Genomic DNA, 14,864 nt, shown 5'->3' on the forward strand with positions numbered 1-14,864 from the left:
CTAGAGCTTGAACTCAACGACTTTCTGACGCTGCGTACCCAGGCCGTCGATGTGAAGCTCCATCACGTCGCCGGCCTTTAAAAATTCCTTCGGGTTGCGCGCGGTGCCGACGCCGGGCGGCGTGCCGGTGGTGACGATGTCGCCGGGCTCTAGCACCATGAATTCCGTCACGTAGGCGAGAAGCTCCGGGATCTTGAAGATCATCGTGGACGTGGAGCCGGTTTGCTTGCGCTCGCCGTTAACGTCCAACCACATGTCGAGGTGGTCCGGATCGGTCAGTTCGTCCGGCGTCACGAGCCAGGGGCCAATGGGTCCCATGGTCTCGCCCGATTTGCCCTTCACCCACTGACCGGCACGCTTGCTCTGGAAGCGGCGCTCGGATACGTCATTGCAGATGCAGTAGCCGGCAATGTAGTTCGCCCAGTCTTTCGCTTCGACGTAGCGCGCGCGGGCGCCGATAACGAAGGCAATCTCGCATTCCCAATCGAGATGCTTGGCGTTTCGCGGGTACATGACGTCGTCATAGGGGCCGCAGATCGACGTCGTCGCCTTGTTGAACAGGATCGGCTCGGCCGGGATTTCCTGCCCAGTCTCCTTTGCATGATCGGCGTAGTTGAGGCCGATGGCGATGAAGTTGTGCGTGCCGGCGACGGGCGGCCCGAGGCGAACATCAGCCGGCGCCTTGGGTAGCGAGTTCAAGTCGAGGCCGCGCAGGCGGGCGAGCGCGGCAGGAGCTAGGTATTCGCCAGCCAGATCCGGAATGACGCCCGAGAGATCGCGAACGGCGCCGTCCTGATCCAGAATGCCGGGTCTTTCGGCACCCGGGGCGCCAAAGCGTACGAGTTTCATCTACAGGTCTCTCCAGTGGCCGTCGCCGATGCGTTCGGGCGAGCTTCTAAGCAGAAAATGCCCGGACTGCCAATTGGACGGGCCAAGAAATGAGGTCCACCGCATTGGTGCTGCGTAATCGCAAAAGATCAGCGCTATCGGAACCTGGCCCCCACCTCCTTGTTTGACATTCGCCTGGGGAGTGTCCGCCGCGATTTAGCGACCAACCTCAAGCCCCATGTCCTAGCCTTCAGCTCGGGGAACGATGATGGATAAGAGGTTTACGGCCAGTCTTTGCCTGCTGGCCATCGTTGCTGCCGCGAGCGCGGCGCCGCAGGCCGGGAGCGCGGCCGATCCATCGCCAGCGGCGGAACCTGCTGCCAAGCCTCCCGATGCCACCGGCGCGCCAGCGATAAAGGAGGTCAAGCCAGCGCCCCCGCAGCCTTCGCCGTCAGGCACACCGGCGGTCGTTGTCGACGACAGCACAGTCGCCAGCTTGCTCGGAAAGGACGTGAAAAGCCCAACTGGTGAGAAACTGGGCCAGGTTACGGACATCATCGTCGGACGGTCGGGCGACATCCGCGCGGCCGTGATCGACTTCGGCGGTTTCCTAGGCGTGGGCTCGCGTAAGATCGCGGTCGCCTGGGCCGTTTTGCATTTCCGGCCCGATGGCATTGTTCTGGGAATGGGTGCCGACGAGTTGCGCGTGACCCCTGAATACCATCCGGGTGAGCCCATCGTTATTGTCGGCTCTGCGGGCGCGCCGCCCCAGGAGGCCAAGCCCTCCTCCTCAACCCAAGCGCCGGCGGCGACCAAATGACGGCGATACATTCGCCCGTCGCAGCCGCTCGTTATTGTACCGCGGATTGAATCATGCGCGGCTTCAAAGGGAGGCTGGCGCCTTTCATTTCGGCGCCGTCCAAGCGAAGCCAGAGGGGCGTTGACTGGTTCGCGTTTTTTCTCGCGGACGCACAGGTCGGCTTTGGTCCGTTTCTGACGGTCTATCTGACATCTGAAAAATGGACGAACGCCGATATCGGTCTGGTGCTGACCATCGGCAGCCTGTTCGGCCTCATTGGGCAGCTGCCCGCCGGCGCACTCGTCGATGCTGTGGGCCGCGAGCGAACGCTGGCCGCGACATGTACCTTGATCGTCGGGGCGACGGCGTTTTCGATCGCTTTATGGCCGACCTTCTATGCCGTGATCGTATCCCAGGTTTTTCACTCGGCCGCCAGCGTTGTGATCGGGCCCGCTCTTGCAGCGATCAGCCTTGGCTTGGTGGGGCACCGGCTCATCGGCGAACGATTGGGGCGCAACGCGCGGTTCTCCTCTCTCGGCAGCATGTTCGCCGCCGCCAGCATGGGTGCGTGCGGCTATTACCTCAGCAGTCAGGCTGTCTTCTTCGTTTCGGCGGCCATGACCATTCCCGCCGTCATGGCGCTTTATCTCATCCGGCCTTCCGATTTCCACCGCGAGGAATTGGAGCCGAAGCCCGAGCCTGAATATCATCTGCTGCAGGCAGCAAAGACGATCATGCGCAAGCGGGCGCTGCTCATTCTCGCGGGGGCTGTCGGCCTATTCCACCTCGCCAATGCTTCGTTGCTGCCGCTGGCGGCGAACCTGATCACCTTGCGCTCGAGCAAGTCTGCGACCGTTCTCGTCGCGCTTTGCATCATCGTTCCGCAGTTCATTGTGGCAATTATTTCGCCTTGGATGGGCCGCTATGGCGACGAGCATGGGCGGCGGCCGCTCCTCCTGTTGGGATTTGGCGCGCTTCCGGTTCGGGCGGTTCTCTTTGCTTGGAGTTCCGATCCGATGGTGATGGTGGCTGTCCAAGTTCTCGACGGCGTATCGGCTAGTGCGCTCGGCGTGCTCATCGCCGGCGTCGTGGCGGACATCACGAAGGACACCGGCAACTTCAATCTCGCGCTCGGGTTCGTCGGCGTTGCGATGGGTATCGGCGCATCGATCAGCACGACGCTCGCGGGTGAGTTTGCGCAGCATTTTGGAACGTCGTCGGCGTTTTTGCTGCTCGCGGTGATCGGGCTCCTGGCCTTCCTCGTCATCACACTCGCGATGCCTGAGACCAGAACCGCGGAAGAACCAGCCGAGGAGCAGGATTAGGTCCGCGCGGGCTTTGCTGCCGGCGGCGGAACAGCTGCAGTTGCGGGAGGCGCCTTTTTTCCTTCTGGTGCGGGCTTCGCGCCGGTGACCCAATTCGACAGGCGATCCATGTAAAGGAAGATAACCGGCGTCGTGAAGAGCGTGAGGATCTGGCTGATGGCCAAGCCCCCGACCATGGCGTAGCCGAGGGGCTGGCGGATCTCTGCTCCTGTTCCCGTGCCGATCATCAGTGGCACGCCCCCGAGGAGGGCAGCCAGCGTCGTCATCAGAATCGGCCGGAATCGCAGCAGCGAAGCCTTGCGTATGGCTTCAAGGGAAGAGAGATGCTCGTTGCGTTCGGCGTGAATGGCGAAGTCGACGAGCATGATGCCGTTCTTCTTGACGATGCCGATTAGCAAGATGATGCCGATCATTGCCACGAGGCTGAAATCGTAGCCAAAGATCATCAGCGTTGCGAGCGCACCGGCACCCGCAGACGGCAACGTGGACAAGATGGTGATCGGGTGGATGTAACTTTCGTAAAGGATGCCCAGGATCAGGTAGACCACGAAGAGCGCGGCCGCGATCAGGAGCGGTATCGTCGTCAGCGATTGCTGAAAGGCCTGGGCATTGCCTTGAAACGTCGTCTGCATCGAGAGCGGCATTCGAAGTTCACGCTCTGCCGCTTTGATGGCGTTTGTGGCGGTTCCAAGCGAACTTCCCGGAGCCAAGTTGAAGCTGATGGTCACCGCCGGGAACTGCCCTTGGTGGGAAATAGAGAGCGGTGCCGTCGGCCGCGTCGTCCAGCTCGCAAAGGTCGCCAGCGGTACGAGGCCGCCGGTCGTGGGTGAGCGAATGTAGAGGTTGTCGAGGCTGTCCGGATCGCCTTGGATCGAAGGCAGAACTTCCATCACGACATGGTAGCTGTTCTGCTGCGTGAAATATTGGGCGATTTGGCGCTGTCCGAATGCATCGTAGAGCGTGGCGTCGATGACGTCGGGCGTCAGGCCGAAGCGAGAGGCTTCGTCGCGATTGATCTCAACGGTCAGCGTCGTGCCGGCCATTTGCTGGTCAGTTGCGACGTCGCGAAGATCGGGCAGCGTCTTCAGCTTTTCGAGAACCTTCGGCGCCCAGGCGTTGAGTTCAGCAGCGTTGGCATTCTGTAGCGTATACTGGAACTGCGTGCGCGAGGAACGCCCGCCGACGTTCACATCCTGTGCTGCCTGCATGAAAAGCCTGATGCCTTCGACCTTCGCGAGCTTCGGCTGAAGCCGGCGAATGACTTCGAAGGCCGTCGCATCGCGCTGCTCCTTGGGCTTCAAGGTGATGTAGACGCGGCCGTTGTTAAGCGCGGCCGTCGAGCCGCCGGCGCCGATGGCCATGGCAAATGTTGCAACTGCCGGATCGCTCGCGATCACTTCCCCGATTTTTTCCTGGCGGCCGAGCATCGCCTGGAATGATATGTCTTGCGAGGCTTCCGTGATGCCCGTGATCAGGCCTGTGTCCTGCTGAGGGAAGAAGCCCTTCGGGATTTCAATGAAGAGATAGACGGTGAGCGCCAGGGTCGCGAAGAAACTCATCAACGTCGCGAACTGGTGGCGGAGGACGAAATCGAGACCGCGGGCATAGCTGTTGAGGATCGCTTCGAAGCCGCGCTCGCTCCAGCCATAGAGCCTGCCATGCTTAACGTCTTTTTCGCTTTTCAGAAAGCGCGAAGCCATCATCGGCGTGAGCGTGAGCGAAACGAGCGCCGATACCGCAATCGTCATCGTGACGGTGACCGCGAACTCGCGGAACAGGCGGCCGATGATGCCGCTCATGAAGAGCAGCGGGATGAACACAGCGACCAGCGATACACTGATTGAAATTACGGTAAAGCCGATTTCCCCGGCGCCCTTCATTGCGGCGTTGTAGGGCGTCTCTCCATCCTCGACGTGGCGGACAATGTTTTCCAGAACGACAATGGCGTCGTCGACGACGAAGCCGACCGAGATCGTCAACGCCATGAGCGAGAGATTGTCGAGGCTGTAGCCCATGCCGTACATCAGTGCGCAGGCGCCAAACAGCGCGAGCGGAACGGCGACGCTCGGAATGATGGTTGCCCAAAAGCTTCGCAAGAATAGGAAGATCACCGCGACGACGAGTGCGACCGAAAGCAGAAGCGTGTGCTCAACATCGGCAATGGAGGCACGGATGGTTTGCGTTCGATCGCTGACGATCTCCACTTTCAATGCCTTCGGCATCGACGCCTGAAGGCGCGGCAGTTGAGCTTTGATTCGATCGACGGTTTCAATGACGTTGGCGCCCGGCTCCTTGAAGACGATGAGGAAGATGCTGCGCTTTCCGTTCGTCCATGCCGCCTTCTTGGCGTCCTCCGGCCCGCGGACCGCCTTGCCCACGTCGCGCACGCGGATCGGACTGCCGTTGCGGTAGGCGATGATCACGTCGTCCCAGGATTTCGCATCGGTCAGCTGATCGTTCGTGTAAATGGTGAAGCCGCGGTTCGTGCTGTCGATTGATCCCTTCGGGCTGTTGACCGTCGTGATCGACAGCGGCATGCGGACTTCTTCGAGCGTCAGATTGCGCGCGTAGAGCTTGGCGGGATCGAGCTGAATGCGGATCGCCGGCTTCTGTTCGCCGCCAATCGAGACCTGCCCGACGCCGTTGATCTGGCTGATCTGCTGGGCGAGCTTAGTGTCGGCGTTGTCGTCCACGTCCGTCAGAGTCATTTCGTCGGACGAAGCGGAGAGCAGCAGAATGGGGCTGTCTGCCGGATTGACCTTCCGATAGATCGGCGGCTGCGGCAGGTTTTGCGGCAGCTGGCCGCCGGCGGCGTTGATGGCCGCCTGGATGTCGTTGGCGGCAGCGTCGATATCGCGGTCGAGATCGAACTGCACGATGACCGTCGTCACCCCGAGACCGCTCGTTGAGGTGGTCTGGGCGACGCCTGGGATTTGCGCGAACTGCCGCTCCAGCGGCTGCGCGACGTTGGTCGCCATTGTTTCCGGGCTGGCGCCGGGGAGACTGGCGGAGACCTGGATCGTTGGAAAATCGATCTGCGGCAGCGGCGCGACGGGCAGGCTCAGAAACGAGACGATGCCGAGAAACAATATGCCCACCATCAGCAGCGAGGTGCCGATGGGATAGCGAATGAAGATCCCGGAGACGCCACCGCTCGCCATGCTATTCGGCCTCCAGCACAGTCTTCTTCGAGCCAGATGCTGAAGCTCGCGGCGCGTTCTGATTTACGTCCTGGTTTTTGTTGCGGTCTTTGTCCTGCTTGCGATCCTCCTTTTTCTGGTCCTCCTGGAGGTCGACCAACGAGCCGGGCTCAAGGCGATAATAGCCGGAGGTCACGACCTTCTCTCCAGGCTTCACGCCGCTCTGGATGACGGCTTGCCCGTCTTGGATTTCACCAACGACAAGCTCACGCCGCTCGGCTTTGTTGCCGGGCCCCACGACATAGGCGAACAACTTGTCGGGTCCGCGCAGGACCGCCGCGTCGGGGATGACGACGACATTCTTCTCTGTGGTGATCAGCAGCCGGGTGGCCACAGTTAGCCCCGGCCACAGCGTATGCTCCCTGTTCGGGAACTTCCCTTTCAGCTTGATCGAGCCGGTTGTCATGTCGACCTGGTTATCAACCAGGGTAAGCTCTCCCGTGGCCAGCTCCTGTTTCCCGTCCGACGTGTAAGCGGTGACGGGAAGCGGCCCGCGCTTCAATTCCTTCAGAATGCGAGGGAGCTGTTCTTCGGGCTCAGTGAAAATCACCGCAATAGGCTCGAGCTGCGCAATGGTCGCCACGCCGCCAGCATCTCCCGCGTGGATGATGTTGCCCTGATCGACGAGGCGAAAGCCGACACGGCCAGAGATGGGCGCCTTGATTGTCGTATAGACGACCTGAACCTGCGCATTTGCAATCGCTCCGACATCTGCCTTTATGAGCGATTCCTGCTGAGCGATATTCGAGCGCTGCGTATCGATCTGTTGTTGCGTGATCGCTAGCGTGCCGACTTTCTCAAACCGCTGAAGATCGCGCTTGAGATTTGCGAGGTTGGTTTCGTCCTGCGCCTTCTTCGCAACGGCCTGATCGAGGGCGGCCTGATAGGGCCTCGGATCGATCTGAATCAGGAGATCACCGGCTTTGACGAACTGCCCTTCTTCGAAGGCGACCTTGGTGATTTCGCCATCCACCCGCGAGCGAACCGTCACGGTATTCCAGGCCTGCACTTGCCCGAGGCTATCAAAGTAAACAGGGAAGTTCTTGGTCTCGGCCGTCACGACAGAGACTGGCACCCTGGGATCTGGCTTCATCTCGGCAGATTGCGTTGCAACGCGGCGATGCTGCCACGCCCAATAGCCGCCCGCGGCCACGCCTGCCAGAATAATCAGCCAAAAGAACGATCTGACGCGGGACCTCGACACGTCTACTCCATGCGTGGCGACCGAGGAGTGTGAGGCGGAAAGCCCGCCCGAAATAAACAACGGTTTATATCGCCAGTTCCGTCAGATCGCCTGTTCAAGCAATCAGGCGCACACAGGCTCGTGGCTCGGCGCTTACCATCCGTATACCCTTAAGTTGGAAAGCATGCCGCGTTTTTACACCCTTGTGCGGGCTCTTTTGCAGAACTGTAAACCGACCGCTGGCGTGTCTTGGGCGATGGGCTCCGCGCAGGTGCAAAACCGGCAGTTCACGCATCGCCCGGCCGGGGAGCAAATCTTTAAATCAGCAGGAAGACGATGCTGGCCGTTGCCATGACGAAAGTTGCGATCCAGCCGCCGATCAACATGGGGCGAGATATCGTCAGCTTCCCCATGATGTGGGGGTTCATTGCCATTATCATCATGACGGCCATCAGGGGCGCGGCCAGCAAGCCGTTGATTACAGCGCTCCAGTACAGCGCCTTGATGGGATCAATAGATGTGAAGTTGAGCGCAGCCCCGCCAAGCGTGGCGACCGCTATCGTTGCGTAGAATGCTTTGGCCTCGCGCGGCTTGTGGTCGAGACCTTGCCGCCACCCAAAAAATTCGCTCACGCCGTAAGCCGCCGAGCCCGCCAGCACGGGAACGGCCAGCATACCCGTCGATATGATGCCAACCGCGAAGAGCGCGAATGTGAATACTCCGGCGACCGGCCGCAGTGCTTCTGCCGCTTGGGAGGATGTCTGTATTTCGGTTACGCCGTTGGCGTGCAGCGTTGCTGCCGTCGCGAAGATGATGAACAAGGCGATGAGATTCGACACGCCCATTCCGACCATCGTGTCCGTTCGGATGCGCGAAAGTTCGCGGCCGGCATTGCGCGGCGTAACGCAAAGCGGCTTGACGTGACGGCGGTGCAGCTCTTCGACTTCCTGGCCGGCCTGCCAGAAGAACAGGTAAGGACTGATCGTCGTCCCGAGAACGGCAACGAGGCCCATGGCGTGAGCCCTATCGAACTCGAATTGCGGGACGAAGGTCCCGTAAAGCGCCGTGCTCCACGGCACATGCGCAGCGAAGACAACGCCCACGTAGGTGAACAGGCAAAGCGTGGCCCATTTCAGCAGAGAGCTGTAGCGCGCATAGCTCATGAAGGTTTCGAGAAGAATGCAAACGACGCCGAAGAGCAGCATGTAAACGCGCTCGGGCCCGCCGATGAGCAAACCCAATGCGGCGCCCATGGCTCCAAGGTCTGCACCCAAGTTGACCACGTTCGCGATGAGCAAAAGGCAGATCACGACCCGCAGCAGCCACAGGGGGTAATGGCGCCGTAAGTTGTGAGCGATGCCGTGACCGGTCACGCAGCCGATCCTTGCGGCGATTGATTGAATAACGGCCATCAGCGGGAAGCTGAGCAGCATCGTCCATGCAAGGCTATAGCCGAATTGGGCGCCAACCTCACTGTAAGTTGCAATGCCGCTTGGATCGTCATCTGCCGCGCCGGTTACCAGCCCAGGTCCCAGTGCTCGCAAGATCCCTGGTGACGGCTCGGTGCCGGCGGTAGGCGCGGGCTTTGCGTTTGCTTTCGGCTTCATCGAAAGGCTCAGCTTCTTGCTTTTTACGAGCGCTGCTCGTGCCGAAATAGTCCGTTAGGGGATCAACTGCAACGCCAACGAGCTGTGGCACCCGAGAAGAAAGTGTGATTCCTGTAGAGACCCTGCTCCGGGTTGCGTCTCCAGGACTACGTGATGCGAGCCCTTGTCCAGTCGGCCGTTTGGGCGAGGTCACATTCCCGCATCCGGAGTTAGGGGAAGATTGAGAACGCGGAAAGGACGCGGAGGATAATCGAGAGGGAGTACGCGCCCGTGGCATCGCTTCCGCGTAGGAGGGCCGCACGGGCTTTCACGGTGGCTATCTAAGATGCTCGCCGGAGGTTTCCTTCCGGAACTTCCACGTATAACGTTGGTTGGCTGAACGCGGGGTTCACCCGCATCAAAAAGCCATCCAGGGAGGCATCTCTTGTTCAAAGTGGTTGTTGCGACATCGGTATTTGTTCTGGCATCGGCGGCTGCCATGGCTGCGGACACCTCCGTCGAGATCAATGCGATCGACGCCAACGGCGTGGGCAAGCCTCTCGGGACCGCGACGATCTCCGACTCGTCGGACGGACTTACGATCAAAGTCGATGTTTCAGGCGTGACCGATGGCGACCACGGCTTCCACGTTCATGAGAAGGGCGACTGCTCGCCCGGCACAAAAGACGGAAAGACGGTGCCCGGGCTTGCGGCTGGTCCTCACTTCGACCCGCACGCTACGAAGACCCACAAAGGCCCCGGCGGCGGAGGTCATGAAGGCGATTTGCCGAAGCTGACGGCTCAGGGCGGTAAGATTGATCAGACCGTCACCGTGAAGGGCCTCAAGCAGGCGGACGTCGCCGGGCGTTCGCTGATGATCCACGAAGGCGGCGACAACTACAGCGACAATCCCGAGAACGGTGGCGGCAAGGGCCGCATCGCCTGCGGCGTCATCCCGAAATAGCGCGGCGGATCTGCTTGGTGCGGACGGTGGGACTCGAACCCACACGACGTTACCGTCTCAGGATTTTAAGTCCTGTGTGTCTACCGGTTCCACCACGTCCGCGCTGCGGGACTTATGGCGAGTTCGAGCGCAGAGTGCAACAGAAGAGGACGCGAACTTCGCTGGCGTCAAATCGGATTGGCGCCGGCGGAAGGACGAGATGCCGAGGGGATTTTGAATACCTGGTGCGCCTTCTTCATCAGAGCGAGAAGCTCTGCGGGAGAGTCGACGTCCAGCGAATGGGGATATTGCGGGTCGGGCCCCACGAGCTTGTTCGACACGTTGCCTTCAGGATCGATGAAAAGCGTGCGCGGAACGTACGTGCCGTCGGGCGAAAAAGCGCCGTTGAGTTCTTTCTCGGTATCAACGTCAGCCAGGATCATGACGAAGTCACGCGAGGCGGCGACAATCGCTGGATCCTTGAACACGCGCTGAAAGCGGCGGCAAAACGAGCACCACGTCGCGTGGAAGACCATCAGCACGGGACGGTTGGTTTTTGTCGCTTCAGAAATGCCCGAGCGCGGGTCGCGCCAATTGATCTCCGCGCCATTCCACGCGCTCGCATAATTCGCGGTACCTGCCTGAGTGGCGAGCGGAAGCGCAGCCAGCAAAAGCACTGCGCAGACAAGTGAACGGATCATAACTTCAGAACTCCAACGCTCACGGCCCCAAAGGCATCCCTGTTCTTGCAGTTTGAGGAAGGGCCGGCAAGTTTAACAACAGGTAACCGGTCCACTTCACTTGCCAACAAGCTGATTTGCAGAGAACCGGTTTTCGTAAAGTTGCAGATGGATAAAGGCCGTTTCGAGAAGCGGCGTTGCGACGTTGTGCGCCCGGCCCCGGCGAATGATATCGCCGACGATCTGTTCGGCTTCGATGCGGCTGCCACGCTCGATGTCACGCAACATCGAGGCTGAAATCTTCGAATCCGGATCGCGCATGTGGGAGCGGGCAAATTCGAGCGTCGCCGGCTCGGGCGGGTAGCCGTTCGCAGTAGCGATGGCCACGCATTCACCCACAATATCGGCCATGAATTGCTGGCCTTTTTCCGTGCGATTGATCTCGCCGACCGTTCCGCGCATGAGGCAGGTTGAGGACGCGAGCGAGGCTATGAAGAACCACTTCCCCCACATAGCGGCGATCACATCGTCAGGACAGCGCGCGTCGATGCCTTTGGCAAGAACATTGTGAAGCTTCGCGGCAGCAGCCTTTTGCTCCGGAAATCTTGCCCCGAGCGTCAGCGCGGCGATCTCTCCGAAGTGGTGGATCGTGCCGTCTTCAGTCAGCGTCACGCTGATCTGGCACATACCTCCAAGAACGCGCTGCGCACCGAACGCAGTGTCGAGCGTTTCAAGATGCTTCATGCCGTTGAGCAACGGCAAAACCAGAGTGTTGTCGCCGACTGCGGGCTGTATCGTCTCGATGGCATCATCCAGGTCGTAGGCCTTGGAGCTTAGAATGACGGCATCGAAGGGGCCGGAGATTTCCTCGCGCGTGATCGCCTTCACCGCCGTCGTCATATTCCCAACGGGGCTTTCGATTTTGATGCCGTCCCGCATCAGCTGATCGCGCCGCTTCGGGCGAACGAGGAAGGTCACATCGCCGCCGGCTTTCGCCAACCGTCCGCCGAAATAGCCGCCAGTTGCCCCGGCTCCGAGAAAAAGAATTCGCATGAACGGATGCCTGCCTTCTGTCTTGAATTGAGGTGCAATACCGAAAGAGATTACGCGCGGTTTAGGTGATCGCATTATCTCACGCTTTCCGTGATTTGGTGCACACGGAGTTGTTTGGCAGTGATGCATGAAGCTCCCTATGTGAAGGGTGACGCGGAATGAGGTCCGCACCCCAACATAATGGAGTTTACATGATCCGCATAATTTCAATTGGACTGGCAACAGCCTTCTTTGCGCTTCCGGCCGTTGCCCAGGAGCCTTCGGTGAATGAAGCTGGAAAATCCGCCGCGCTCGGCGCAGAACTCTCGATTGCGGCTAGTGCGGAACAGGCCCGCCAGCAGCTTGCACATCAAGGTTTTACGGCGATTTCGCCCCTTCAGCGCGACTCGGGACGCTGGGTCGGCACGGCCATCAAGGACGGCAAGCGCGTGTTTGTCGCGGTTGTCGCTCCGGCAGCCGTGAATACGGTGACGCAGTAGTCATCCGATGATCGACATGAAACCGGCGCCTCTCCGCTCAGCGGATGGGCGCCGTTTCTCTTGGGGCAGACACCTACATCGTGTCGGGAGTTTTCTTTTCATTATCGGCATCGGGTTCGGCCTGCTGTGCGCACGTGTCCAAGACCGATTTAATCTTCTTGGTCGCGCCTGCGGCCGACAGTTTGCTGGCGTGAAATTTTTTGCCAACAAGCTCTAGGCCGATATCAATCCGCTTCTTCGCCGATGCGATCATTGCGGCAGCCCGCTTAACGACTTCCTCGTCGTCGGTTGAGGCCAAGAGCTTGCCTAGATTGTTTTTGCCTAACTCAACGTCGAAGCGGGTGGGTGCGGCTCCATCGATCGAGATGATAATCTTCGGACCTAAAAGGTTCATCGCGGACGACGAGTCCGTCCAGTCCTCAGGAGTGGCCAAGCTGACCTTGAGCCCTTCGCTATTGCAGCTGACAAATACAATCGATGAGTCGCCAACTGCCATCGCGACGGCTTCTATCTCGCCGAACGCCTTCTCATCTTTTTTGAAGATCCACTGGGCATTAGCGGAAGAAACAGCAACGAACGTTACGATGATCGAAACCGAAAGACCGGCTAGGCAGGCTTTGCGAAAAGGCATTATTCTCTCCCCCGAGATAACATCTCATCGTTGTGACACGAGCCAGGGGGCGCAGCAACGAAATAGCGCGGCACCATGTTGGCACCGCGCTTTTTTCATTCGGCTGACGAAATTGGGTTGAGCTCAGCTCTTCTTTTCCGGCGCAACGACGCGGATTGACAGTTCGCGGAGCTGCTTGGGAGATGCTTCGCTGGGCGCGCCCATCAGGAGATCGGCGGCCTGCTGATTCATCGGGAAGAGCGCCACTTCGCGCACGGTCTTTCCACCCGTCAGCAGCATGACGATGCGTTCCAGACCGGCCGCCATGCCACCGTGCGGAGGCGCGCCGTACTGGAAGGCGCGGAAGAGGCCGCCGAAACGCTGCTCGACGACTTCGGGTCCGAGGCCCGCGATGCCGAACGCCTTGATCATGTCTTCCGGCTTGTGATTGCGGATGCCGCCCGAGGCGATCTCGTAGCCGTTGCAGACGATGTCGTACTGGTAGGCTTTGAGTTTCAACCGCTCTTCAGTGGTCGTCGCCGCATCAAGAGCCGCTCCGCCGCCTTGCGGCATCGAGAACGGGTTGTGCGAGAAGTCGATCTTCTTGTCTTCCTCGTTCCATTCATAGAACGGGAAGTCGACGATCCAGGCGAGCGCGAACCGATTTTCATCGATGAGCTTCAGTTCCTGGCCGACGCGATCGCGTGCGAGACCTGCGAACTTGTAGAAGTTTGCCGGGTTGCCCGCGACGAAGAATACGGCGTCGCCATCGTTGAGGCCCAGCTGCGATTTGATCGCGCTTGCGCGTTCGGGTCCGATGTTCTTGGCGACGGGACCGGCTCCGCCCTCCTCGCCGTCACGCCAGAAGATGTAGCCGAGGCCCGGCTGGCCTTCGCCTTGCGCCCATGAGTTCATGCGGTCGCAGAAGGCGCGGCTGCCGCCCGTCGGCGCGGGGATGGCCCAGATGCGCGCTTTCGGGTCCTTCTCGATCATGCCGGCGAAGACCTTGAAGCCCGAGCCGCGGAAGTGCTCGGTCACGTCGGCCATTTCGATCGGGTTGCGCAGATCGGGCTTGTCGGAGCCGTATTTGGCAATTGCCGTGTCGTATGGAATGCGCGGCCAGTTGTTCGTGACGGGCTTTCCTTCAGCGAACTCCTCGAAGAGGCCGGTGATGACCGGCTCCATGGTCGCGAAGATGTCTTCCTGCTCGACGAAGCTCATTTCGACGTCGAGCTGGTAGAATTCGCCCGGCAAGCGGTCGGCGCGCGGGTCTTCATCGCGGAAGCAGGGCGCAATTTGGAAATAGCGGTCGAAGCCCGAGACCATCAACAGTTGCTTATACTGCTGAGGGGCCTGCGGCAGCGCGTAGAACTTGCCAGCGTGAATGCGGCTCGGCACGAGGAAGTCGCGGGCGCCTTCCGGGCTCGAAGCCGTGAGGATCGGCGTCGGGAATTCGTTGAAGCCCTGATCGTGCATGCGGCGGCGCATGGAGCGCGTGATCTCGAGCCGCTTCATGATGATGGAATGCAGCGTCTCGCGGCGAAGATCGAGGAAGCGATACTGCAGCCGCAGATCTTCCGGGTAATCGGGTTCGCCGAAGACCGGTACGGGCAGTTCCTTGGCCGCCGAGAGGACTTCGATCTCGGTTGCATAGAGCTCGATTTCGCCGGTCGGCAGTTCGGCGTTCGTGGTGCCTTCGGGCCGGTCGCGGACCTTGCCGTCGATGCGCACAACCCATTCGGAGCGCAACGTCTCGGCTATTTTGAAAGCGGGGCTATCCGGGTCAGCGACGACCTGGGTCAAGCCATAGTGGTCGCGCAGGTCGATGAAGAGCACGCCGCCGTGGTCGCGGACGCGATGCACCCAGCCAGAAAGCCGCACATTCGAGCCGACGTCGCTCTTCCGGAGGGCGCCGCATGTGTGCGAGCGATAACGATGCAGCTTAGCCTCGGCCATGGCCGGAAACCCTTTATCGATGTGGGTGAAAATTGCCGCGGAAAAGCGCATGCGGCCGCGCGAAAGTCAAGGTTGGCACCCTACACGTTAATGGTTGAGAGGGCGAGGCCGCGGCCAGAGCCGCCGTTGCCGCAATCGCAATCCCTAACCCTTGCGAAAAAACGCCCTACCTCTGCGATCAACCTGATGGCGACAACGTCCGGACCATGCGCTATAGGGCTG

12 protein-coding genes and 1 tRNA gene are annotated in these 14,864 nt (G+C 60.3%); 4 read left to right on the forward strand and 9 right to left on the reverse strand.

The genetic code is table 11. From position 1 onward, the window contains the following. Entirely contained in the window at positions 1 to 849 is an 849-nt protein-coding gene (locus VFG26_RS09930; RefSeq protein WP_325024796.1) for a fumarylacetoacetate hydrolase family protein, read from the reverse strand. Positions 850 to 1,096: 247 nt separating this feature from the next. On the opposite strand from VFG26_RS09930, the gene VFG26_RS09935 reads away from it, so the two are divergent. Then, positions 1,097 to 1,648 carry a PRC-barrel domain-containing protein gene (locus VFG26_RS09935; protein ID WP_325024798.1) on the forward strand — a complete coding sequence of 184 codons (552 nt, stop codon included), beginning with the start codon at positions 1,097 to 1,099 and terminating at the stop codon, positions 1,646 to 1,648. A 53-nt stretch (positions 1,649 to 1,701) separates the two neighbouring features. Further along, entirely contained in the window at positions 1,702 to 2,952 is a 1,251-nt protein-coding gene (locus VFG26_RS09940; RefSeq protein ID WP_325024800.1) for an MFS transporter, read from the forward strand. On the opposite strand, the gene VFG26_RS09945 is transcribed toward VFG26_RS09940, so the two are convergent. The 3 genes from VFG26_RS09945 to VFG26_RS09955 form a co-directional block, all read right to left on the reverse strand. Beyond that, entirely contained in the window at positions 2,949 to 6,113 is a 3,165-nt protein-coding gene (locus VFG26_RS09945) for an efflux RND transporter permease subunit (RefSeq protein ID WP_325024802.1), read from the reverse strand. The two genes, VFG26_RS09940 and VFG26_RS09945, sit on opposite strands and share 4 nt — an antisense overlap. Before the next feature lies 1 nt (position 6,114). After that, positions 6,115 to 7,356, reverse strand: a complete 1,242-nt coding sequence (locus tag VFG26_RS09950; protein ID WP_325024804.1) for an efflux RND transporter periplasmic adaptor subunit — start codon at positions 7,354 to 7,356, stop codon at positions 6,115 to 6,117. 296 nt (positions 7,357 to 7,652) lie between these two features. Further along, positions 7,653 to 8,942: a divalent metal cation transporter gene (locus tag VFG26_RS09955; RefSeq protein WP_325024806.1), complete on the reverse strand. Its 1,290-nt coding sequence runs from the start codon at positions 8,940 to 8,942 to the stop codon at positions 7,653 to 7,655. A 478-nt stretch (positions 8,943 to 9,420) separates the two neighbouring features. Between VFG26_RS09955 and VFG26_RS09960 the strand changes: the two genes are divergently transcribed. Beyond that, positions 9,421 to 9,885 carry a superoxide dismutase family protein gene (locus VFG26_RS09960; protein WP_414653278.1) on the forward strand — a complete coding sequence of 155 codons (465 nt, stop codon included), beginning with the start codon at positions 9,421 to 9,423 and terminating at the stop codon, positions 9,883 to 9,885. 15 nt (positions 9,886 to 9,900) lie between these two features. On the opposite strand, the gene VFG26_RS09965 is transcribed toward VFG26_RS09960, so the two are convergent. The 3 genes from VFG26_RS09965 to panE form a co-directional block, all read right to left on the reverse strand. Then, a tRNA-Leu gene (locus tag VFG26_RS09965) sits at positions 9,901 to 9,987 on the reverse strand. Between the two features lie 65 nt (positions 9,988 to 10,052). Next, positions 10,053 to 10,565: a thioredoxin family protein gene (locus VFG26_RS09970; RefSeq protein ID WP_325024808.1), complete on the reverse strand. Its 513-nt coding sequence runs from the start codon at positions 10,563 to 10,565 to the stop codon at positions 10,053 to 10,055. 96 nt (positions 10,566 to 10,661) lie between these two features. Next, positions 10,662 to 11,597 carry a 2-dehydropantoate 2-reductase gene (gene panE / locus VFG26_RS09975; protein WP_325024810.1) on the reverse strand — a complete coding sequence of 312 codons (936 nt, stop codon included), beginning with the start codon at positions 11,595 to 11,597 and terminating at the stop codon, positions 10,662 to 10,664. A gap of 191 nt (positions 11,598 to 11,788) precedes the next feature. Here panE and VFG26_RS09980 point away from each other — a divergent pair, with 191 nt between their 5' ends. Further along, entirely contained in the window at positions 11,789 to 12,076 is a 288-nt protein-coding gene (locus VFG26_RS09980) for a hypothetical protein (protein ID WP_325024812.1), read from the forward strand. A gap of 73 nt (positions 12,077 to 12,149) precedes the next feature. Here VFG26_RS09980 and VFG26_RS09985 read toward each other — a convergent pair whose 3' ends face one another. Together VFG26_RS09985 and aspS are read right to left on the reverse strand one after the other, a co-directional pair. After that, positions 12,150 to 12,707 (reverse strand): hypothetical protein, encoded by a 558-nt coding sequence (locus VFG26_RS09985; protein ID WP_325024815.1) that lies wholly within the window; start codon positions 12,705 to 12,707, stop codon positions 12,150 to 12,152. Positions 12,708 to 12,830: 123 nt separating this feature from the next. Beyond that, complete coding sequence (gene aspS, locus VFG26_RS09990; RefSeq protein ID WP_325025070.1) at positions 12,831 to 14,627, reverse strand: aspartate--tRNA ligase; 1,797 nt, start codon at positions 14,625 to 14,627, stop codon at positions 12,831 to 12,833. Positions 14,628 to 14,864: the final 237 nt, after the last annotated feature.

The organism is Hyphomicrobium sp. (assembly GCF_035687085.1).
Classification (GTDB): Bacteria; Pseudomonadota; Alphaproteobacteria; order Rhizobiales; family Hyphomicrobiaceae; genus Hyphomicrobium_B.

What these genes read in the sequence shown, in the direction of transcription:
- VFG26_RS09930 (WP_325024796.1), bottom strand. Translation starts at nt 849, where the DNA reads ATGAAACTCGTACGCTTTGGCGCCCCGGGTGCCGAAAGACCCGGCATT.
- VFG26_RS09935 (WP_325024798.1), top strand. Translation starts at nt 1,097, where the DNA reads ATGGATAAGAGGTTTACGGCCAGTCTTTGCCTGCTGGCCATCGTTGCT.
- VFG26_RS09940 (WP_325024800.1), top strand. Translation starts at nt 1,702, where the DNA reads ATGCGCGGCTTCAAAGGGAGGCTGGCGCCTTTCATTTCGGCGCCGTCC.
- VFG26_RS09945 (WP_325024802.1), bottom strand. Translation starts at nt 6,113, where the DNA reads ATGGCGAGCGGTGGCGTCTCCGGGATCTTCATTCGCTATCCCATCGGC.
- VFG26_RS09955 (WP_325024806.1), bottom strand. Translation starts at nt 8,942, where the DNA reads ATGAAGCCGAAAGCAAACGCAAAGCCCGCGCCTACCGCCGGCACCGAG.
- VFG26_RS09960 (WP_414653278.1), top strand. Translation starts at nt 9,421, where the DNA reads ATGGCTGCGGACACCTCCGTCGAGATCAATGCGATCGACGCCAACGGC.
- VFG26_RS09970 (WP_325024808.1), bottom strand. Translation starts at nt 10,565, where the DNA reads ATGATCCGTTCACTTGTCTGCGCAGTGCTTTTGCTGGCTGCGCTTCCG.
- panE (WP_325024810.1), bottom strand. Translation starts at nt 11,597, where the DNA reads ATGCGAATTCTTTTTCTCGGAGCCGGGGCAACTGGCGGCTATTTCGGC.
- VFG26_RS09980 (WP_325024812.1), top strand. Translation starts at nt 11,789, where the DNA reads ATGATCCGCATAATTTCAATTGGACTGGCAACAGCCTTCTTTGCGCTT.
- VFG26_RS09985 (WP_325024815.1), bottom strand. Translation starts at nt 12,707, where the DNA reads ATGCCTTTTCGCAAAGCCTGCCTAGCCGGTCTTTCGGTTTCGATCATC.